This is a genomic window from Pseudomonas sp. F(2018) (assembly GCF_005508865.1).
Lineage (GTDB): Bacteria > Pseudomonadota > Gammaproteobacteria > Pseudomonadales > Pseudomonadaceae > Aquipseudomonas.
In genome coordinates this window covers 483,578-503,420 of the sequence record NZ_SCOM01000004.1, presented here as the reverse complement: position 1 = coordinate 503,420, position 19,843 = coordinate 483,578, and the positions used below count along the sequence as shown (strand labels likewise).

General features: G+C 67.0%; 23 protein-coding genes. 16 read left to right on the top strand and 7 right to left on the bottom strand.

Features of this window, described 5'->3' with window-relative positions:
• Positions 1–6: 6 nt before the first annotated feature.
• Entirely contained in the window at positions 7–1,695 is a 1,689-nt protein-coding gene (fadD2, locus tag FFS62_RS19305; protein ID WP_137974468.1) for a long-chain-fatty-acid--CoA ligase FadD2, read from the bottom strand.
• 197 nt (positions 1,696–1,892) lie between these two features.
• On the opposite strand from fadD2, the gene FFS62_RS19300 reads away from it, so the two are divergent.
• The 4 genes from FFS62_RS19300 (at position 1,893) to FFS62_RS19285 (ending at position 4,582) form a co-directional block, all read left to right on the top strand.
• Positions 1,893–2,618 carry an ABC transporter substrate-binding protein gene (locus FFS62_RS19300; RefSeq protein WP_137974467.1) on the top strand — a complete coding sequence of 242 codons (726 nt, stop codon included), beginning with the start codon at positions 1,893–1,895 and terminating at the stop codon, positions 2,616–2,618.
• Positions 2,619–2,683: 65 nt separating this feature from the next.
• Complete coding sequence (locus tag FFS62_RS19295) at positions 2,684–3,643, top strand: alpha/beta hydrolase (RefSeq protein ID WP_137974466.1); 960 nt, start codon at positions 2,684–2,686, stop codon at positions 3,641–3,643.
• Entirely contained in the window at positions 3,640–4,110 is a 471-nt protein-coding gene (locus FFS62_RS19290; protein ID WP_137974465.1) for a MaoC family dehydratase, read from the top strand. The genes FFS62_RS19295 and FFS62_RS19290 overlap by 4 nt, the downstream gene beginning before the upstream one ends.
• A 76-nt stretch (positions 4,111–4,186) precedes the next feature.
• Complete coding sequence (locus tag FFS62_RS19285) at positions 4,187–4,582, top strand: hypothetical protein (protein ID WP_137974464.1); 396 nt, start codon at positions 4,187–4,189, stop codon at positions 4,580–4,582.
• On the opposite strand, the gene FFS62_RS19280 is transcribed toward FFS62_RS19285, so the two are convergent.
• From FFS62_RS19280 to FFS62_RS19270, 3 genes are read right to left on the bottom strand one after another with little or no spacing between them, the layout of a single operon-like run.
• Positions 4,566–5,426: an HlyD family secretion protein gene (locus FFS62_RS19280; RefSeq protein ID WP_137974463.1), complete on the bottom strand. Its 861-nt coding sequence runs from the start codon at positions 5,424–5,426 to the stop codon at positions 4,566–4,568. The two genes, FFS62_RS19285 and FFS62_RS19280, sit on opposite strands and share 17 nt — an antisense overlap.
• 21 nt (positions 5,427–5,447) lie before the next feature.
• On the bottom strand, positions 5,448–5,654 hold the full coding sequence (locus FFS62_RS19275; RefSeq protein WP_137974462.1) for a DUF1656 domain-containing protein: 207 nt from the start codon (positions 5,652–5,654) through the stop codon (positions 5,448–5,450).
• Entirely contained in the window at positions 5,641–7,650 is a 2,010-nt protein-coding gene (locus tag FFS62_RS19270) for an FUSC family protein (RefSeq protein WP_371920158.1), read from the bottom strand. Before FFS62_RS19270 ends, FFS62_RS19275 begins: the two co-directional genes overlap by 14 nt.
• Before the next feature lie 142 nt (positions 7,651–7,792).
• Here FFS62_RS19270 and FFS62_RS19265 point away from each other — a divergent pair, with 142 nt between their 5' ends.
• From FFS62_RS19265 to FFS62_RS19245, 5 genes are all read left to right on the top strand, one after another.
• The gene (locus tag FFS62_RS19265; protein ID WP_137974460.1) at positions 7,793–8,437 is read left to right on the top strand and encodes a TetR/AcrR family transcriptional regulator; all 645 of its coding nucleotides are present in this window, start codon (positions 7,793–7,795) and stop codon (positions 8,435–8,437) included.
• Between the two features lies 1 nt (position 8,438).
• Positions 8,439–9,422 (top strand): HlyD family secretion protein, encoded by a 984-nt coding sequence (locus FFS62_RS19260; protein WP_137974459.1) that lies wholly within the window; start codon positions 8,439–8,441, stop codon positions 9,420–9,422.
• The gene (locus FFS62_RS19255; RefSeq protein WP_171016372.1) at positions 9,409–10,347 is read left to right on the top strand and encodes an ABC transporter ATP-binding protein; all 939 of its coding nucleotides are present in this window, start codon (positions 9,409–9,411) and stop codon (positions 10,345–10,347) included. The genes FFS62_RS19260 and FFS62_RS19255 overlap by 14 nt, the downstream gene beginning before the upstream one ends.
• Positions 10,344–11,429, top strand: coding sequence for an ABC transporter permease (locus tag FFS62_RS19250; RefSeq protein WP_137974458.1), 1,086 nt, complete (start codon positions 10,344–10,346; stop codon positions 11,427–11,429). Before FFS62_RS19255 ends, FFS62_RS19250 begins: the two co-directional genes overlap by 4 nt.
• Positions 11,430–11,520: 91 nt before the next feature.
• Complete coding sequence (locus FFS62_RS19245; RefSeq protein WP_137974457.1) at positions 11,521–12,414, top strand: DUF6279 family lipoprotein; 894 nt, start codon at positions 11,521–11,523, stop codon at positions 12,412–12,414.
• Here FFS62_RS19245 and ung read toward each other — a convergent pair.
• Positions 12,374–13,072: a uracil-DNA glycosylase gene (gene ung / locus FFS62_RS19240; RefSeq protein ID WP_137974456.1), complete on the bottom strand. Its 699-nt coding sequence runs from the start codon at positions 13,070–13,072 to the stop codon at positions 12,374–12,376. The two genes, FFS62_RS19245 and ung, sit on opposite strands and share 41 nt — an antisense overlap.
• Positions 13,073–13,225: 153 nt before the next feature.
• Between ung and FFS62_RS19235 the strand changes: the two genes are divergently transcribed.
• The gene (locus FFS62_RS19235; protein WP_137974455.1) at positions 13,226–13,660 is read left to right on the top strand and encodes a PaaI family thioesterase; all 435 of its coding nucleotides are present in this window, start codon (positions 13,226–13,228) and stop codon (positions 13,658–13,660) included.
• Position 13,661: 1 nt separating this feature from the next.
• On the opposite strand, the gene FFS62_RS19230 is transcribed toward FFS62_RS19235, so the two are convergent.
• Complete coding sequence (locus tag FFS62_RS19230; RefSeq protein ID WP_137974454.1) at positions 13,662–14,228, bottom strand: MarR family winged helix-turn-helix transcriptional regulator; 567 nt, start codon at positions 14,226–14,228, stop codon at positions 13,662–13,664.
• 117 nt (positions 14,229–14,345) lie between these two features.
• Between FFS62_RS19230 and FFS62_RS19225 the strand changes: the two genes are divergently transcribed.
• The 4 genes from FFS62_RS19225 (at position 14,346) to FFS62_RS19210 (ending at position 16,013) form a co-directional block, all read left to right on the top strand.
• Positions 14,346–14,576 carry a thioredoxin family protein gene (locus tag FFS62_RS19225; RefSeq protein WP_137974453.1) on the top strand — a complete coding sequence of 77 codons (231 nt, stop codon included), beginning with the start codon at positions 14,346–14,348 and terminating at the stop codon, positions 14,574–14,576.
• 10 nt (positions 14,577–14,586) lie between these two features.
• A complete protein-coding gene (locus tag FFS62_RS19220; RefSeq protein WP_137974452.1) occupies positions 14,587–15,324 on the top strand; it encodes a hypothetical protein in 738 nt (245 codons plus the stop codon).
• A 1-nt stretch (position 15,325) separates the two neighbouring features.
• Positions 15,326–15,580, top strand: coding sequence for a DUF2024 family protein (locus FFS62_RS19215; RefSeq protein ID WP_137974451.1), 255 nt, complete (start codon positions 15,326–15,328; stop codon positions 15,578–15,580).
• A gap of 154 nt (positions 15,581–15,734) precedes the next feature.
• Complete coding sequence (locus tag FFS62_RS19210) at positions 15,735–16,013, top strand: Rho-binding antiterminator (RefSeq protein WP_137974450.1); 279 nt, start codon at positions 15,735–15,737, stop codon at positions 16,011–16,013.
• Positions 16,014–16,043: 30 nt separating this feature from the next.
• Here the strand turns inward: FFS62_RS19210 and FFS62_RS19205 are convergent, their stop codons facing one another.
• On the bottom strand, positions 16,044–16,949 hold the full coding sequence (locus FFS62_RS19205) for a LysR family transcriptional regulator (RefSeq protein ID WP_137974449.1): 906 nt from the start codon (positions 16,947–16,949) through the stop codon (positions 16,044–16,046).
• 130 nt (positions 16,950–17,079) lie between these two features.
• Between FFS62_RS19205 and FFS62_RS19200 the strand changes: the two genes are divergently transcribed.
• Both FFS62_RS19200 and FFS62_RS19195 read left to right on the top strand, forming a co-directional pair.
• Positions 17,080–18,591, top strand: coding sequence for a CoA-acylating methylmalonate-semialdehyde dehydrogenase (locus tag FFS62_RS19200; protein ID WP_137974448.1), 1,512 nt, complete (start codon positions 17,080–17,082; stop codon positions 18,589–18,591).
• Between the two features lie 60 nt (positions 18,592–18,651).
• Positions 18,652–19,815, top strand: coding sequence for an isobutyryl-CoA dehydrogenase (locus tag FFS62_RS19195; protein WP_137974447.1), 1,164 nt, complete (start codon positions 18,652–18,654; stop codon positions 19,813–19,815).
• The last annotated feature ends 28 nt before the right edge of the window (positions 19,816–19,843 follow it).

The following is a 19,843-nucleotide window of genomic DNA, read 5'->3' as shown; positions in this document are numbered from 1 at the left end:
TGGGCTTCAGGCGATATCGCGCAGCTCGCGGCGAAGGATTTTGCCGACCGGAGTCATCGGCAGGGAGTCCCTCAGCACGATGTGCTTGGGCACCTTGTAGCCGGTGAAGTTTTCGCGGCAATAGGCCTTGATCTCGTCGATGGAGACGCCACCTTCGCGCGGCACCACGAACAGCTTGACCGCCTCGCCGGACTTCTCGTCCGGCACGCCGATCACGGCGCAGCTGGCCACCTTCGGGTGGGCCATGACCACGTCCTCGATCTCGTTCGGGTACACGTTGAAGCCGGAGACGATGATCATGTCCTTCTTGCGGTCGACCACGCGCACATGGCCGTCCGGGTCGATCACCGCGATGTCGCCGGTCTTGAACCAGCCTTCGGCATCCAGCACCTCGGCGGTGGCCTCCTCGCGCTGCCAGTAGCCCTTCATCACCTGCGGGCCCTTGATGCACAGCTCGCCGCGCTCGCCCAGCGGCTGCTCGACGCCGTCGTCGTCGATCACCTTGAGCGTGGTGCCGACCACCGGAATGCCCACCGAGCCCAGGCGCGCCAGCTTGCCATAGCAGTTGGTGGTAGCCACCGGGGAGGTCTCGGTCAGGCCGTAGCCCTCGACGATGCTGCAGCCGGTCATCTGCTGCCAGCGCTCGGCGGTGGCCTTGACCAGCGCGGTGCCGCCGGAGTTGGTGACCTTCAGGCGGGAGAAGTCGAGGTTCTTGAAGTCCGGGTGATCCATCAGCGCGACGAACAGGGTATTGAGGCCGAGCAGCGCGGAGAACTTCCACTTGCTCAGTTCCTTGACGAAGCCGGGGATGTCGCGCGGGTTGGTGATCAGCACGTTGTGGTTGCCGCTGACCATCATGCACATGCAGTTCGCGGTGAAGGCATAGATATGGTAGAGCGGCAGCGGCGCGATCATGATCTCGCCGCCCTCCTTCATCAGCGGCAGACCGTCGTCGCCGAGCTGCTGCAGGCAGTTGTAGACCTGCTGCATGTTGGCCACCAGGTTGCCGTGGGTGAGCATCGCGCCCTTGGCCACGCCGGTGGTGCCGCCGGTGTACTGCAGCACGGCGATATCGTCCAGGCTCAGCTTGGCCGGCTGGAAGGAGTGGCCCTTGCCGGCGCGCAGCACGTCCTTGAAGGCGATTGCCTGGGGCAGTTGGTAGTCCGGCACCATCTTCTTCAGGTGCTTGACCGCGGCGTTGACCAGCATGCCCTTGAGCGGCGGCAGCATGTCGCCCAGGCGAGCCTCGATCAGGTACTCGACCTGGGTGTCGGGCAGCACTTCCTGCACCGACTTGCCGAAGGTGTTGAGGTACACCAGGGCGCGCACGCCGGCGTCGTTGAACTGGTGGCGCATCTCGCGCACGGTGTACAGCGGGTTGGTGTTGACCACGATCAGGCCGGCGCGCATGGCACCGAACACGGCGATCGGGTACTGCAGGATATTGGGCATCTGCACGGCGATGCGGTCGCCGGGCTTGAGATCGGTGTTCTTCTGCAACCAGGAGGCGAAGGCTGCGGAATAGCGCTCCAGCTCGGCGTAGGTCAGCGTCCTGCCGAGGTTGGTGAATGCCGGGCGATCCGCGAATTTCTTGCAGGAGCGCTCGAAGACTTCGACCACTGAGCGGTAGAGATTGAAGTCGAGCTGGTTGGCCACGCCGGCCGGGCGTTTGTCGTCCCAGAAGTCAGGTTGCATTGTTGTTATTCCCCTAGACCTGAATGTGCAAACCGGACGCCTGAGATGCGACCGGACTGGTCCGGAACTTAGCAGCTCGGGGACAACAGGCAAATAGCCGAGGGTCTCCATAGACCCTGTGAATCTTTACCATGCTTTTCGGCGATTCATCCCTGGCTGGGCTATAGCTACTAATCAGCTCACGAATGCCGCCATCCATGCCGCGCAACCTCTACCTCGTCGTACTCGCCCTGCTCTGCCTGCCGCTGGCGGCCCAGCCGCGCCTGGGCACCCTGGAATACCCGCCCTACAGCAGCCAGCAGCTGGCGGACGGCGGCAGCATCGTCGAGCTGACCCGCCGCGCATTCGCCACCCAGGGCTACACCCCGCAGATCGACTTCCTGCCCTGGGCGCGGGTGCGCGCCGAGCTGCGTCAGGGCAGCTACCAGGGCGCGCTGGCGCTGTGGCCACAGGAGATCAAGGAAGAGAACCTCACCGCCTCGCGGCCGCTGTTCTACAGCCAGCTCGGCCTGTTCGTACGGCGTAGCGAGCCCCAGCCGTTCGGTGAGCTGGCCGACCTGCGCGGGCGCCGGGTCGGCATCGTGCGCGGCTATGGCTACCCGCCGCGCATCTTCGAGTCCGGCCTGGTCGCCGAGGAGGCAGTGGACGACATCAGCAACCTGCGCAAGCTGGCGGCCAAGCGCTTCGACCTGGTGCTGCTGGAGCGCATCGTCGGCGAGTATCTGGTGGACGGCGACGACGAGCTGCGCGGCCGCCTGGTGTGGCAGGAACCGGCGCTGGAACGCATCCCGCTGGTGGTCGGCTTCGCGGCCCCGCGCGCCGGCCAGCCGGACTGGGCCGCCATCTTCGAACGCGGCCTGCGCGAGCTGCACGCCAGCGGCGAGTACATGCGCATCCTCAAGCGCCACAACAGCTGGCGCTAGCGGCCCTTTGCCTGGCCGAACAAGCCATGCACAATGCCGCGATTCCCCTGGGCACAAGGACCGCCATGCACCAGCAAGCATTCTGGATCAGCGCCAGCGACGGCACCCCCCTGCACGTATTCCACTGGCACGCCGACACCCCGCCCAAGGCGGTGCTGATGATCGCCCATGGCATGGCCGAGCACTCCCTGCGCTACGCCCGCCTGGCCGAGCGCCTGGTGGCCGACGGTTATGAGGTGTACGCCCTCGACCAGCGCGGCCACGGCGTCACCGCCGAGAAAGGCGTGCTAGGCCTGTACGCCGAGCAGGACGGCTGGAGCAAGGTGGTCGGCGACCTCGCCAGCCTCAATCACCATATCCGCCAGCAGCATCCGCAGGCGCCGATCCTGCTGCTCGGCCACAGCATGGGCAGCTATATCGGCATGGCCTACCTGATGCAGCACAGCTGCAGCCTGCAGGGCGCCATCCTGTCCGGCTCCAACTACCAGCCGCTGCCGCTGTACAAGGCCGCCAGCCTGATCGCCCGCTTCGAGCGCTGGCGCCTCGGCCCCCAGGGCCGCAGCAAGCTGATCGACTTCCTATCCTTCGGCTCGTTCAACAAGGCCTTCAAGCCCAACCGCACCGGCTTCGACTGGCTCAGCCGCGACCCGGCGGAAGTCGACAAGTACGTGACCGATCCGCTGTGCGGCTTCGTCTGTACCACCCAGCTGTGGTGCGACCTGATGGACGGTTTCCAGCAGATCACCCCGGTACGCAACCTGGCGCAGATCGACAGCGACCTGCCGCTGCTGGTGATCGGCGGCGACCGCGACCCGGTCAGCGAAGGCAAGCGCCTCGGCGACCTGGCCGGCGCCCTGCGCACCGCCGGCCTCAGCAATGTGGAATTGAAGATCTACCCCGAGGCCCGCCACGAGCTGCTCAACGAGAGCAACCGCGACGAGGTCACCGACTACCTGCACGGCTGGCTGGAGCGGACCCTGGCCCGCAGCCGCCAGTGCCCTACTCCCAGCAAGGAACCCGTATGACTCAGGTCACCAACATCCCCTACGACGCCCTCGAAGTCGGCCAGCAGGCCAGCCTGGTGAAATCCGTTGAAGAGCGCGACGTGCAGCTGTTCGCCGCCGTCTCCGGCGACAACAACCCGGTGCACCTGGATGCCGCCTTCGCCGCCGAAACCATGTTCAAGGAGCGCATCGCCCACGGCATGTTCAGCGGCGCGCTGATCAGCGCGGCCATCGCCTGCCGGTTGCCCGGCCCGGGCACCATCTACCTCGGCCAGCAGCTCAAGTTCACCCGCCCGGTGAAACTCGGCGACACCCTGACCGTGCAGCTGGAAGTGCTGGAAAAACTGCCCAAGGGCCGCGTACGCCTGGCCACCCGCGTGTTCAACCAGAACCAGGAGCAGGTGGTGGACGGCGAGGCCGAAGTACTGGCCCCACGCGCCGAGCAGACGCTGACTATGCCGGAGATGCCGAAAGTCACGGTTGGCTAAGGCTCGACCTGAAAGCCAGCCGGGCACCCAGCCCGGCTGGCTTTTTTCATACGTGGAACTATAGAGATCGCTGGAAATGGAATTCTGGAAACCGAGTGTTCGTAAGCTGGCAACCACTGCGATTCTTGTCGTGGCGGCCGCTATTCACTCCTGCTCTTCGGGCATGCTCAACGAGTTCTTCAAGAGCAAACTGCTCGAGCCTTACGCACAACTCCTTGAGAAGCGCCAAGGGCTTAAACCCAAAGCACCAGAGCTGACTGAAGAAACACAGCAGGCAGTGCAGGAGCTGATCAAGAGTGCCGAGTACCAGCGACTGCTCAAGATGGGCTATCTCAACATGGCCATTCAGGGCTTTATTGGCATCTTCCTCGCCTACTTTGCCACCTGCCTGATCCATCGCAAAAAGAAGCAGGAACTCCTCGTCCCAGCTCCAGCCGGCAACGCGAAAGACGCTCCTACTCCTGCTCCATAACCCGTACGCTCGCCGTCATCCCCGCACTTAGTGGCAGCTCCTTCGGCACCGCCTCCAGCTCGATCCGCACAGGGATGCGCTGGGCCAGGCGCACCCAGTTGAAGGTCGGTTCGACATCGGCCAGCAGCTGCGCGTCCTGCGCGGCGTTGCGGTCGGTAATGCCGCGGCTGATGCTCTGCACCTTGCCCTGCAGCGGCTCGCCGCCGCTCATCAGGATCACCTCGGCCGCTGCGCCGACACGGATGCCGGGCAGCTTGGTCTCCTCGAAGTAGGCCTGCACGTAGAAGGAATCGTCCGCCACCAGCGCCATCACCGCCTGGCCGCTCTGCACGTAGTTGCCCTGGGCCAGGTGCAGGTTGGTGATCTGGCCGGAGCGCGGCGCACGCACCTCGCTGCGCGTGAGGTTCAGCTCGGCCAGCTTGACCTCGGCCTCAGCCTGCTGCAGTTCGGCGCTGGCGATCTCGGCGTTGATCTGGGCGTTCTCGCGCAACTCGGCGCTGATCGCCTGCGGCCCCAGATGGGCGCGCCGCGAAGCCTCGTGCTGGCGCAGGTTGAGTTGCTGGCGACGGGTCTCGGCCAGGGCGCGGGCCTTGTCCAGGGCCGCCTGGTAGCGCTCGCGGTCGATGCTCATCAGCAGGTCGCCGGCCTTGACCGCCTGGTTGTCGTGGACCTTCAGCTCGACCACCCAGCCGGACACGTCCGGCGCGATGGTGACCACGTCGGCGCGCACCCGCGCGTCGCGGGTCCAGGGCGAGATCATGTAGAAGTGCCACAGCCACCAGCCGGCCAGCAGGGCCAACAGGACCGTCACCAGGGTCACCGCCACACGGGGAAGTGCATTCATCACCAACTCCTTAGAACCTGCTTACCAGGTCGCCAGCACGGCCATCAGCCCCGCCAGCACGCAAACATAGAGGGCGCAGTCGAACAGCGCCTCGTGCCAGATCCAGCGCGCCAGGCCGGCGCGCTGCAGGCCCAGGCGCAGTGCGCCGGTCAGCAGCAGCGCCAGCAGCGCGTACAGCAGCATGGGGCTGAGCAGCACGCCGCCCAGGGTCAACTCACGCAACGCCATGGGGTTCTCCTTGCCGGTCGCACCACTGGCGCCAGCTGTGGGTCAGTTGCAGCAACGCGGCCTCGGCCAGGCGCAGTTCGATGGCCGGCGGCTGATCGTGCAGGGCTCGCGCCAGGGCATCCGCCGGCGCCTGCAGATCGTCACCGCGCGCCTGTGCCGGGCCACGCCGCAGCAGCGCCTGCACCTCGTCGAAGAAGCGCCGCTCGGCCTGGCGCGGCGCAGCGGGTGCCGCCGCCAGGCAGGCGCGCAGGTGCAGCAGTTCGTCGCCCAGGTCGAGGCTGTCGATGCCGTCGTCCCAGCGACTGCGGCCACCTTCCGGCAGCTGCGGATAGAAGCGCGCCAGCTGCAGCAGGCGATCCGCCATGCGCCCGCCGAACCAGTTCTCGGCGCCCTCCAGGGTGCGCGAACAGAGCCGCGCCAGGTCGTCGAGGGTTGCCTTGAGCAGGCGCCGGCCGTGCCATACCGGATTGCGCAGCACGATCAGGCGCAGCGCCAGCACCGCGCAGCCAACGCCGATCAGCATCGCCAGCGCCTCGTTGAGGAACAAGGCGACGTTGTAGGCCATGTCGTTGCGCGGTGCGCAGAGCACGATGAAGTGCAGGCAGAAGGACGTCGCGGCGCCGGCCAGCGCCGGGCGCGACATGGCCAGCAGGCCGAAGAACAGCGGCACGCCGAGGGCCAGGCAGAGCAGCGGAAAGCCGTTCCACTGCGGTAACAGGATCTGGCCGACGAAGAAGGCCACCGGCAACGCGTAGAAGATCCCGCGCAGGAAGGCCATGCCGATCAGGTCGGCGTTTTCGCGGCTGGCGAACAGACTGCACACCACCGCAGCCAGCAGCAGCGCACCGCTGGCGGCGGGCCAGCCGGTAGCCAACCAGAAGGCCGACAGTACCAATAGAGTCAGGCAGCTGCGCAGACCGTAGACGGCGGCCGTCTGCACATCACGGTGCCAGGACAAGGGCGGCGGCGCGCCCTGTGGAGCCTCGCCACGCACCACCGCCTCCAGCGTCGCCTGGGCCCGCGACAGCTGCCGCACCAGCACCGCCATGCGCCCCAGGCAGTACTGCCGCGCCAGGGGCATGGACGTTTCGCGGGACTGTTCCAGCAGGCGCTGGTAGAGCGCCTCCTGGCGCGCCATGTCCGGTTCGGCGAGCAGGGCCTGGACCTCGTTCAGCAGCGGCGTCAGCGCGTGCGCGTCGGCCTCGTCCAGCTGCTGCCACTGGCGCGCCACGCCGCGGGCCAGGCGCAACAGGCCGAGCAGCTCGCGAGTCAGGGCGCGCAGGCCGCGGGCCCGCTGGCGACCCAGCCGACCCTCGAACCAGGCATGCTCGCGCTGGGCATCCACCGCGACGATGCGCCCGAGCGTCTCCAGCAAGCCCTGGCGCCCCGCCGCCCGGCCCTGCAGCGCGGCGGCCGCCGCCTGCGCCCCGCCCTGCCAGGCCGCGCGCGCCTGTTGCACCACCACGCGCTCCACGCGCTGTGGCCAGAGCACAGCGCTGACCGCCATGGAGCAGAGGATGCCGAGGCAGATCTCGGTACAGCGCGCCACCGCCTCGTCGAACACCAGCAGCGGTTTGCCGGTGATCGGCAGGCAGATGATGGCCACCGTGTAGCCGGCCAGCACGAAGGCATAGGCCCAGGCACTGCGCAGCAGGGTCGAGGCCGCCGTGCACAGGCCCAGCCACAGGGCCATCACCAGCAGGAACAGCCAGGGCGCCTGGGCGAACAGCCCCATGAAGAACACCGACAGCGCCGTGCCGATCAGGGTGCCGAGCAGCCGCGCCAGGCCCTTCTGCACCACCATGCCGGCCAGTGGCTGGGCGACGATGAAGGCGGTCATCAGCGCCCACTGCGGCTGGTCGAGATCGAAGCGAAAGGCGCACCACAGCGCCAGACCGCCGCTCAGCAGCGTCTTGCAGGCGAACTGCAGGGCGGCAAGATCGGGAGCGAACAAAGCCGAAAGGGAATCGCGCACGAGGACTACCAGAGAAGGCATTTGAGAAGAAGGTAGATGGCTACGACGAAGCTGACGAAACAACCAGATCTAATTATTAGCCAGCTATCAGTGTTCGTCTACCGCTCCCCGATGGACGAACGGCGCTTGCAATTAATTAATCGCATATTTAATTATTGATGCCATGAGCAAACAGACCAAAACCCCACGCGCCCCCGGGCGCCCCGCCGCCGATGCCACGGTGCAGCGCGAGCTGCTACTGAACGTCGCCACCGACCTGTTCTCCCACCAGGGCATCCAGGCCACCAGCCTGCGCGCCATCGCCGAGCGCGCCGGGGTGACCCCTGCCCTGCTCAACTACTACTTCGGCAACAAGGACAGGCTGGTCGACGCCATGGTCGAGGAGCGCTTCCTGCCGCTGGTGATGACCGCCGCCCAGGGCCTGCAGCAGGCCGGCGACGATCCGTTGGCACTGGTCGAGGCCTTCCTCCGCGACATGAGCCGCAACGTCGCCCAGCACCCGTGGATTTCCCAGCTGTGGGTGCGCGAGATCCTCTGCGAGGGCGGCGTATTGCGCGAACGCCTGATGGACCGCGTGGCCCCGCTGGTGCCGCTGCTGCTGGCGCAGAAATTTGCCGCCGCCCAGGCCCGCGGCGCACTCAACCCCGAGCTCGATCCGCGCCTGCTGGTGGTCTCGCTGATCGGCCTCACCCTTCTCCCCTACGCGGCCGCGCCGATCTGGCGTGGCGTGTTCGCCAACCCGCAGATCGGCGACGACGCGCTGATCGCCCACACGCTCGCCCTGCTCAAGGGCGGCATGGAGCCCTGAGATGTACCGTCTGCCGCTACCTGGCCTGCTGCTGGCCAGCCTGCTCGTCACCAGCCTCACCGGCTGCGACTCCTCCGGCGAACAGTTGCTGGGCACCCTGGAATGGGACCGAGTGGGCGTTCCCGCCGAAGCCTCGGAAACCATCCTCGCCTGGAAGGTCGCCGAGGGTGATCGGGTCGAGGCCGGCCAGCTCCTGCTGGAACTGGACCCGCGCCGCCAAGACGCGCGCATCGCCCAGGCCCGCGGCGAAGTGGACCAGGCCACCGCGCGCCTGGCCGAACTGAGCAACGGCGCGCGCAGCGAGACCATCGACGCGGCCCGCGCCACCCTGGCGCGCAACCGTGCCGAACTGACCGACGCCGAGCGCAACTTCCAGCGCATCGCCGCGCTCTACCAGCGCAAGCAGGTGGCCATCGCCGAACTGGACCGCTCGCGCGCCGCCCGCGACCAGGCCAGCGCCGCCACCCGCAGCGCCGAGGCGCAGCTGCGCGAGCTGACCAACGGCACCCGACCGGAGCAGATCGAACAGGCCGCTGCCGCCCTGGATGCGGCCCGCGGCAACCTGGCCCAGCTGGAAGTCGGCCGCGAACACCTGAGCCTGCGCGCGCCCCGCGCCGGCGTGGTCGACGCCCTGCCGTTCAAGGTCGGCGACCAGCCGTCGGCCGGCGCCGAACTGGTCAGCCTGCTGGTCGGCGAGGCGCCCTATGCCCGCGTGTTCATCCCCGCCAGCATCCGCTCTCAGGTGCAGGTCGGCGATGCCATGCGCATCCATGTCGAAGGCATCGAGCAGACCTTCAATGCCAAAGTGCGCAGCATCCGCAGCGAGGCCAGCTTCACCCCCTACTACGCTCTCACCGGCGACGACGCCAGCCGCCTGATGTACCGCGCCGAGCTGGTGCTCGAAGACGAGGCCGCACGCCAGCTACCGGCCGGTCTGCCGCTGCAGGCGCAACGCATCTCGGGTGAGCGCGATGAACGGCAATGAGCTGGTGATCCGCGCCCGCGGTCTGAGCAAGCGCTTCGGCAAGCTCACCGCGGTCGACCACCTCGATCTCTCCGTGCCGCGCGCCGAGGTGTTCGGCTTCCTCGGCCCCAACGGCTGCGGCAAGTCCACCACCATCCGCATGCTCTGCGGCCTGCTGCAGCCCAGCGAGGGCGAGGTGGAAGTGCTCGGCTGCCAGATCCCCCGCGACGCCGAGGAACTGAAGCGGCGCATCGGCTACATGACCCAGAAGTTCTCGCTCTACGAAGACCTGACGGTGCAGGAGAACCTGGAATTCCTCGCTGCCGTGCAGGGTATCGGCCGCCGCGCAACCCGCCAGCGTATCGACGAACTGCTGGAACGCTACTGGCTCACCGACCGCCGCAAGCAGCTGGCCGGCACCATGAGCGGCGGGCAGAAGCAGCGCCTGGCCCTGGCCGGCGCGGTGCTGCACAAGCCCGACCTGCTGCTGCTCGACGAACCGACCAGCGCCGTCGACCCGCAATCGCGCCGGGAATTCTGGGACTCGCTGTTCGAGCTGGCCGAGGAAGGCACCACCCTGCTGGTGTCCACCCACTACATGGACGAGGCCGAGCGCTGCACCCGCCTGGGGATTCTCGACGCCGGCCGCCTGGTCGCCGACGGTAGCCCGCGCGAGCTGATGGACGCCCTGCCCGGTCACCCGCTGCTGATCGAATGCGCCCAACCGCGCGCGGCCCAGCGCGCCCTGCACGGCCATCGGGAAGTGCTGGCCAGCGCACAGATCGGCGCCACCCTGCGCGTGCTCTGCGCCAGCGAAAACGCCCGCGACGACATCGCCGCCACCCTGCGCCGCGCCGGCGTAGAGGCCGAGCTGCGCGACGGCGAGGCCAACCTGGAAGACGTGTTCGTCGCCGTCACCCGCAAGCCGCTGGAGGCCACGTCATGAACCTGCGTCGCATGGGCGCCGTCGTCCTCAAGGAGCTGCGCCAGCTGCGCCGCGACAAGCTGACCTTCGTCATGATCGCCGGCGTGCCGCTGCTGCAGCTGGTGCTGTTCGGCTACGCCATCAACATGGACGTGCGCGGCATCGAGGCCGCCGTGCTGGACCAGGCCAACACCGCGCAATCACGCGAGGCGGTGGCAGAGATCGCCTCCAGCCAGGTGATCGAGGTGAAGTACCGGCTGGACAACCCGCAGCAGATCGACCAACTGATGCGCCAGGGGCGGATCAGCGCCGCCCTGGTGGTACCCCGCGACTTCGACGCGCGCCTGCAGCGCCACGACCCCAGCCGCGCGCCCCTGCAACTGGTGGTGGACGGCTCCGACCAGAGCGTACAGGCCTCGGCCCGGCAGCTGGCGGCCTTTCCCCTCGCCGGCTGGAGCGGCGTACCGGGCGTGGAGGTAGTCAACTTCTACAACCCCGAACGCCTGGCGCCGCTGAACACCGTACCCGGCCTGCTCGGGGTGATCCTGACCATGACCATGGTGATGTTCACCGCCGTGGCCCTGGTCCGGGAGCGCGAGCATGGCAACCTGGAGCTGCTGATCGCCACGCCGGTGTCGCCCTGGGAGCTGACCATCGGCAAGGTCCTGCCCTTCGTCGGCATTGGCCTGATCCAGGTCTCGGTGATCCTGGTGGTCAGCCACTGGATGTTCGCCGTGCCGGTGCGCGGCTCGCTGCTCGACCTGTACGGCGCCTCGCTGCTGTTCATCATCGCCAGCCTGGCCCTCGGCGTGTGGCTATCCACTCTGGCCAGCACCCAGTTCCAGGCCATGCAGCTGGCCTTCTTCACCTTTCTGCCGCAGATCCTGCTGTCCGGCTTCATGTTCCCCTTCGCCGGCATGCCCAAGGTGGCGCAGTGGATCGCCGAGCTGATGCCGCTGACCCATTACCTGCGCCTGTCGCGCGGCATCATGCTGCGCGAGGCCGGGTTGCTTGAACTGTGGCTGGAGATGCTGATCCTAATAGTGTTCTGCGCGGCTCTGCTGGGCCTGGCGGTATCGCGCATCCACAAACGCCTGGACTGAGGCCCAAGTTTTTTAGCGGATGTGTCGTCGTCATGTTGCGGCCATCCGCACGCACTATGCTCGGCCCAGGCTAATCAAGACGAGGCCTGCCATGCGACGAAGACTCTCTGCCCTGCCCCTGCTCGTGCTGCTGGCCGGCATCACCCTGCTGACCGCCTGCAGCCGCCTCGACCTGGCCTACCGCAACCTCGACTGGTTGCTGACCTGGCGTATCGACAGCTATCTAGACCTCAACGCCGAACAGAAGGCCTGGCTCAAGCCGCGCCTGGACCAGCACCTGGCCTGGCACTGCAGCACCCAGCTGCCGCAGCTGGCCAGCTGGCTGGACCAGGACCGTGCCGACCTGGCCGCCGGCAAGCTGGACGCCGCCCACCTGATGGCCCGTTTCGGCGACCTGCGCGATTCCCTCGGCACGGTGTCCAGCGAGATCAGCCCGACCGCCGCCGGCCTGCTGCAACAGCTCAGCCCGCAGCAGGTGCAGCAGCTGCGCCAGTCGATGGCCAAGGAAAACGAGAAACTGCGCCGCGAGTTCGTCGAGCCGCCACTGGCCAAGCAGATCGCCAAGCGTCGCGAGACCACCGAGGAACGCCTGGAGCCCTGGCTCGGCGAGCTGAACCAGCAGCAAAAGGCCCTGGTGCAGAGCTGGGCCGAGCAACGCGGCGAGCAGAACCGTCTGTGGCTGGATAGCCGCGAGCGCTGGCAGGCAGCGCTGCTGCAGGAACTGGAAGGCCGCCGCAGCGCCGATTTTGCGCAGCGCATCGAGGCGCTGCTGCGTGACCGCCAGAGCTACTGGAGCGAGGACTACCGGCGCTCGTTCGCCGATAGCGAGCGCAGCCTGGCGCAGCTGCTCGACCAGTTGATCGCCAGCGCCAGCCCGGCCCAGCGCCAGCAACTCGGCGAGCGCCTGGGCGCCCTGCGCGAGGATATCGCCGGGCTGGAATGCGCTACGCCTGCAGGGGAGGCAGTCGCCAGTCGATCGGAGTGAGGCCGCACTGCTCCAGGTACTTGTTGGTGCGGCTGAAGTGGCCGTTGCCGAGGAAGCCGCGATAGGCCGACAGCGGTGACGGGTGCGCCGACTTCAGCACCAGGTGGCGAGTGCTGTCGATCAGCTTCTGCTTGCTCTGCGCGTGCGCGCCCCACAACAGGAACACCAGGTTGCCCGGCCGCGCATTGACCACCTCGATCACCTTGTCGGTGAACGGCTGCCAGCCCTTGTCGGCGTGCGAGCCGGCGCTGGCCTGCTGCACGGTCAGCGAGGTGTTGAGCAGCAGCACGCCCTGCTCGGCCCAGCTCTGCAGGTAGCCGTGCTCGGGGATGTCGATGTTCAGGTCACGCTTCAGTTCCTTGAAGATGTTCACCAGCGACGGCGGCGCCGGCACGCCCGGCTGCACCGAGAAGCACAGGCCGTGGGCCTGGCCCGGCCCGTGGTACGGATCCTGGCCGATGATCACCACCTTGACCTGGTCCAGCGGCGTGGAATTCAGTGCATTGAAGATCATCGGCCCCGGCGGGTAGATCACCTTGCCGGCGGCCTTCTCGGCGCGCAGGAACTCGCTCAGCTCGCGCATGTAGGGCTTGTCGAACTCCTCGCGCAGGGCTTCCTTCCAGCCCGGTTCGAGTTTGATGCGGTCGTCGGCGCTCATGCGGCTTTCCTGCTGAAAAACGAAAACGGCACGCTAGGGAAGGCACCGGGGCAAGTCAAGGCTGATGCCAGCTCATCACGCCGCTGGATGCGCGTGGCGGCGCCGCGAAAGCCGACCAAGACTGCAAGCTCCCATTGCCGAGGAGCACGGATCATGAACACCACCGAGACCGGAACCGAGACCGCAACAGGCATCAGCCGCGAACGCCTGGAGCAGGCGCTGCAGCACTCCACCTTCGCCCAGCTGCTGGGCGCCGAACTGCTCGACTTCGCGCCGGGCAAGGTCAGCCTGCAGGTGCCCAGCCGGCCGGACCTGTGCCAGCACCACGGCTACATGCACGGTGCGGTGGTCGGCTTCATGGTTGACAGCGGCTGTGCCTGGGCGGCGGCCTCGATGGTCGGCGACGTGGTCACAAGCGAGTACAAGCTCAACCTGCTGGCCCCGGCCATCGGCGAGCGTCTGGTGTGCCGCAGCGAAGTGCTGAAGGCCGGCCAGCGCCAGGCGGTGTGCCGCGCCGACGTATTCGCCGTGAAGAATGGGGCGGAGAAGCTGATCGCCACCGGCCTGGCGACTATCGCTAGGGTCTAGCTCAGGCCGCTTCCGGCGGTTGGTGCTCGCGGCAGATCAGCTCTATATCGGGCGTGGTCATCGTTTCCCCGGTCAGTCCGCAGAATGGCTGGCCGTCGCGCTGCTGGTGGAAGCGACAGGTGCGGCACAGGCCGAAACCCGGCACGTCCTGGTTGCGCTGGATCTGCCGTAGCAGATCGCCGAGCAATGCCTCCAGTTGCTCCGCGCGTTCGCCCATCTGCGCCAGCGCCGTCACCAGGAAATCCGGCGGCGTGATCGCCGCCACCAGCGCCTGGGCCGGCTCGGTCAGACGCAGGTGCACGCTGCGTCGGTCGCGCGGGTCCTGGCTCTTCTCGATCAGGCCCTTGGCCTCCAGCGCCTTGAGCGACTGCGACACCGTGCCCTTGGTCAGCCCCAGGTACTCGGTCACCGCCAGCGGCGTGTTCGAGTAGCGGTTGCAGCGCGACAGATAGATCAACGCACTGACCTGGATCGACTGCAGCTCCGCCAGCAGCGGGTGCTGGCGATTCCACATACGCATCAGGCTGGTCAGCCGCTCGAGCAGATCGAAGAGAGTTGTGCCGGTCATATATCACTCCTGTCGAAACATAGTATCGACTAAAAACCATATTGACAAAGAGCGGAACGGGAGTAGCCTTCGAATCAGTATCGAATCGATACAAATTCAATCTGAAGGAGACTCGACATGACCAACGCACGCTTCTATCACGCCGGCTGCCCCGTTTGCGTTTCGGCCGAACAGACCCTGCTCAACCTGCTCGACCCACAAGTGAAGGTCGAGGTCGTCCACCTCGGCGACCAGCAGCAGCGCGTCGCCGAGGCCGAACAGGCCGGCGTCAAATCGGTGCCCGCACTGGTGGTCGATGGCCAGGTGCTGCACCTGAACTTCGGCGCCTCCATCGACGACCTCAAATAAGGAGCCGACCATGAAAGCCCCCTTCGCTCTCGCGCTCACCGCGCTCCTCGCCAGCCAGGCGTGGGCCCATGGCCCGGGCGGCATCCACAGCGAGAAGACCGCCAAGGTCGACGCCGCCTTCGACCTGGTCCACACCCGCGTGCTCAAGGACGGCAGCGACCTGGTGTTCGAACAGCTGGTCGACGGCAAGGCCGGTAGCCGCGTGCCTGCCGCCAAGGGCAGCTTCGCCGCCGCCGAGGTGTACAGCTACGTCTGGCCGACCAGCCTGGACGCCGGCAGCGTCGGTTTCGAGCAGGGCTCGGGCATCCTCGCCCTGGCGCTGACCTCGCACCCGGACTTCGACGACACCCCGCAGCTGGATGAAAACCGTGACGGCAAGCAGGACAACGACGGCGGCCTGTGGCACTCCCACTGGGTGGTGCTGACCAAGGACGCCAGCTGCGGTCCTTCCGGCCTCAAGGTGCGCGACATCCCCGAGGGGGCCAAACCCAAACTGCCAGCCACCTGGCCCGGTGCGCCGATCTACATCGACTCGCCCGGCTATGACCTCAGCGTGCAGGACGATGCCGCGCGCATCCGCGTACCGCTGGCCGCCGTCGGCTTCCCGCAGAGCTTCAACTACGACGGCGTGACCGCCGCCCTGCAGGTCAACGCCGACCTGCACAACCCGCTGCTGTGCGTCTCCAGCGTATGGGACGTGGCTTCCGGCGACCTGTCGCTGCCGGCCACCTGGAAAGAGGAGAAATAAGATGAACGTGAAAGTGTTCGACACCCACGTGCGCACGGTGGACGGTGGCTACCTACACTTCGACGTGCTCATCGAAGGCAACGACCGGGCACTCGCCACCCGCTACGCCCGCGAATGGCTCGCCAGCCGCGGCGTGGAGGATGCGGACGTGTCGCAGAGCCGCTGCCAGTTCTGCCACAGCAAACCGGCCCACCCCGAGGTGGCCGCGGCCATCGTCCAGCAGGGCTACTTCATCATCCCGCTGCAGGGTTGCTGAGGGTCAGCACGAAAGTCGCCGAGCGAAGGTCAGGCAAGGCAAAAACAGGCGAAGAAGCGCAGTTTACAACTTGTAAATGAGCATTCTGAGCCTGTTTTTAACGCAGCATCACCGATGCACAGGCACTTTTCGTGCTGAGCCGAGGAGGAACGCCATGAACACGTATCAACCCCTGAACTGCGATCTGCACGACTTCTTGGAGATCGCTTGCATGCATGGCTACCGCCTGCAGGTCGAGCTGGTCGAGGGTCCGAGCTTCGTGGCCAGGGCGCTGGATACGCGCACGGCCCCGAGCAAGGAGGAATTCCTCGTGCTGCAGACCGAAGAAGGCAAGCAGGAAGTACGTCTCGACCAACTGCTGGCCATCACCCCGCTCGACCCCGGCGCCAGTTTCGGCCGGGTGGAACTGGCCGGGATGATCTGCTCGATCTGAACATGCGGCGGCGCCATTGGCGCCGCCGTTTCATGTGCGGAAAATCTCCTCTCCCATCATCACCGCCCTGCTGGTCTGCGCCATCTCGCGCAGGAAGTTCCAGGTCGCCTGCATCCGTGCGATGCCCTTGAGTTCGGTGGGCATCAGCATCCAGAAGGTGCGGATGAATTTCACCTCCTCGCCCAGCACCCGCTGCAGGCGCGAATCGGCGTCGGCGGCGAAGGACGGCAGGATGGCGATGCCGGCACCGGCGGCGGCTGCCTGCTGCTGGATCAGGATGCTGGTACTGCGCAGCGGCACATGGTTGGGCTTGCCGAGCTCGTCCAGGTAGAGCAGCTCCTTGCTGTACAGCAGATCGTCGATGTAGCTGACGAAGCCGTGCTCGCGCAGGTCTTCGCGACTGTGGATCGGCGCATGCCGCGCCAGGTAGTCCGGCGAGGCGTACAGGCGCAGGCAGTAGTCGGTCAGCTTGGTGATGATGAACGGGCCGCGCTCGGGTCGATCCAGGGTGATGACGATATCCGCCTCGCGGCGCGACAGCTGCAGCATGCGCGGCGCCGCCAGCAGGTCGATACCCAGGTTGGGATGGCGGCGGATAAGCTCGGCCAGCTGCGGCGCCAGCATCATCGCGCCATAACCCTCGGTGACACCGATGCGCACCAGGCCGGACAGGCCCTCCTTGGGTGTCTGCCGCGCCCGCTCGATGCCGCTGAAGGCGCTCTCCATGGTTTCCGCCTGGGGCAGCAGGTTGCGGCCGGCCTCGGTCAGGCTGTAGCCGGCGGCGCTGCGCAGGAACAGCTGGGTTTCCAGGCTCTTCTCCAGCGCCTGGATGCGCCGCGCCACCGTGGTGTGGTCGACGCCCAGGCGGCGGGCGGCGACGGTGAGCTTGCCGCCGCGGGACAGCTCGAGGAAATAACGCAGGTTGTCCCAGTCCAAGGTGATGCCCCACTGTGCAAAAACGCAGAATACACTTGCAAATAACCCCGTTGCCACTAGCAAAAATGCACTGCTAGCATCGACTGCAACAGGCTCGCCGAGCCCTTTCCGCACTTGGCAGGAACGCACGATGACAACCCAAGCAAGCGCAGTCCCCACGATCAAGCTGCTGATCGGCGGCGAATTCGTCGAATCCAAGACCAGCCAGTGGCGCGACGTGGTCAACCCGGCCACCCAGGAAGTCCTGGCCCGCGTGCCCTTCGCCACGCCCGAGGAGATGAACGCCGCAATCGCCGCGGCCAAGGGCGCCTTCAAAACCTGGCGCAAGACGCCGATCGGCGCCCGCGCACGGATCTTCCTTAAGTACCAGCAACTGATCCGCGACAACATCAAGGAGCTGGCCGCCATTCTCACCGCCGAGCAGGGCAAGACCCTGGCCGACGCCGAGGGAGATGTGTTCCGCGGCCTGGAGGTGGTCGAGCACGCCGCCAACATCGGCAACCTGCAGATGGGCGAGCTGGCCAACAACGTGGCCGCCGGCGTCGACACCTACACCCTGCAGCAGCCGCTGGGCGTGTGCGCCGGTATCACCCCGTTCAACTTCCCGGCGATGATCCCGCTGTGGATGTTCCCCATGGCCATCGCCTGCGGCAACACCTTCGTCCTCAAGCCGTCCGAGCAGGACCCGATGGTGACCATGCGCCTGGTCGAGCTGGCCATCGAGGCCGGCATTCCGGCCGGCGTGCTCAACGTGATCCACGGCGGCGCCGAGGCGGTGAACCTGCTCTGCGATCACCCGGATATCAAGGCCGTGTCCTTCGTCGGTTCGACCAAGGTCGGCACCCACGTCTACAACCGCGCCACCGCCAACGGCAAACGCGCCCAGTGCATGATGGGGGCGAAGAACCACGCCATCGTCATGCCCGACGCACCGCGCCAGCAGACCCTCAACAACCTGGTCGGCGCCGCCTTCGGTGCCGCCGGCCAGCGCTGCATGGCCCTGTCGGTGGTGATCCTGGTCGGCGAGGCGCAACAGTGGCTGCCCGAGCTGGTGGAAAAGGCCAAGACCCTGAAGATCGGCGCCGGCACCGAGCCGGGCACCGACGTCGGCCCGGTGGTGTCCTGCGCCGCCCTCGACCGCGTCGGCGGGCTGATCGCCAAGGGCGTCGGCGAAGGCGCCAAACTCGAACTGGACGGCCGCAACCCGCAGGTGCCGGGCTACGAGAATGGCAACTTCGTCGGCCCGACCATCTTCTCCGGAGTGACCGCAGCGATGAGCGTGTACCAGGAGGAAATCTTCGGCCCGGCGCTGTGCGTGATGCACGCCGCGACCCTGGACGAGGCTATCGAGATCATCAACGCCAACCCGAACGGCAACGGCACCGCCATCTTCACCCGCTCCGGCGCCGCCGCCCGGCACTTCCAGGAAGAGATCGACGTCGGCCAGGTCGGCATCAACGTGCCGATCCCGGTGCCGGTGCCGCTGTTCTCCTTCAGCGGCTCGCGCGGCTCCAAGCTCGGCGACCTGGGCCCCTACGGCAAGCAGGTGGTGCTGTTCTACACCCAGACCAAGACCGTCACCCAGCGCTGGCTGGACGAGGACGAAGTGGGCCAGGTCAACACCACCATCACCCTGAAGTGACGCGCGAACGGGGGAGCCAGTCTCCCCCGCATCGCTTGCACAACAGCGCGAGGAACCGCAGTGGATTTCGAACTCGACGACGAACAACGCCTGCTGGTCGACAGCGCCCGCGCCTTCGCGACCCGGGAGCTGGCACCGCACGCCGCCGACTGGGACCGCGAGCATCACTTCCCGGTGGAGGTGATCCGCCGCGCCGCCGAGCAGGGCTACCTGGCCCTGTATCTGAAGGAAGAAGACGGCGGCCTCGGCCTGTCGCGCCTAACCAGCTCGCTGATCTTCGAGCAGCTGGCCGCCGGCTGCGTGGCCACCACGGCCTATATCACCATCCACAACATGGCCACCTGGATGCTCGCCAGCTTCGCCGACCAGGCGCTGAAGGATGCCTGGCTGCCGGGGCTGACCGAGGGTCGCCTGCTGGCCTCCTATTGCCTGACCGAGCCGGACGCTGGCTCGGACGCCGCCCATCTGCGCAGCCGTGCCCGCCGCGATGGCGACGACTACGTGCTGGACGGCAGCAAGTGCTTTATCTCCGGCGCCGGCAGCACCGACGTGCTGATCGTCATGGCGCGCACCGGCGAGGACGGCGCCAAGGGCATCTCCTGCTTCCTGGTGCCGGCCAATGCCGAGGGCGTGAAGTACGGGCGCAACGAGGACAAGATGGGTTGGAAGGCCCAGCCGACCCGCACCATCACCTTCGAGGGCGTGCGCATCCCCGCCGGCAACCGTATCGGTCCCGAGGGCCAGGGCTTCGTCTACGCCATGAAGGGCCTGGACGGCGGCCGCCTGAACATCGCCAGCTGCTCGCTGGGCGCGGCCCAGGCGGCGCTGGAGCAGAGCCTGCGCTACGTGGAGGAACGCAAGCAGTTCGGCAAGGCGCTGGCCGAGTTCCAGGCCCTGCAGTTCAAGCTGGCCGATATGCTCACCGACCTGACCGCCAGCCGGCAGATGGTGCGCCTGGCCGCGCACAAGCTCGACCACGGCCACGGCGAGGCCGCGCTGTACTGCGCCATGGCCAAGCGCTTCGCCACCGACCACTGCTTCGCCCTGTGCAACGATGCCCTGCAACTACATGGGGGCTACGGTTATCTGAATGACTATCCGCTGGAGCGCTGGGTGCGCGACAGCCGGGTACACCAGATACTGGAAGGTACCAACGAGATCATGCGGGTGATCATCGCCCGCCGCCTGCTGGACCAGGGCGGCATGCTCGATCGCCTGCTGTAGCTTTTAGTCCCCTCTCCCGCCGGGAGAG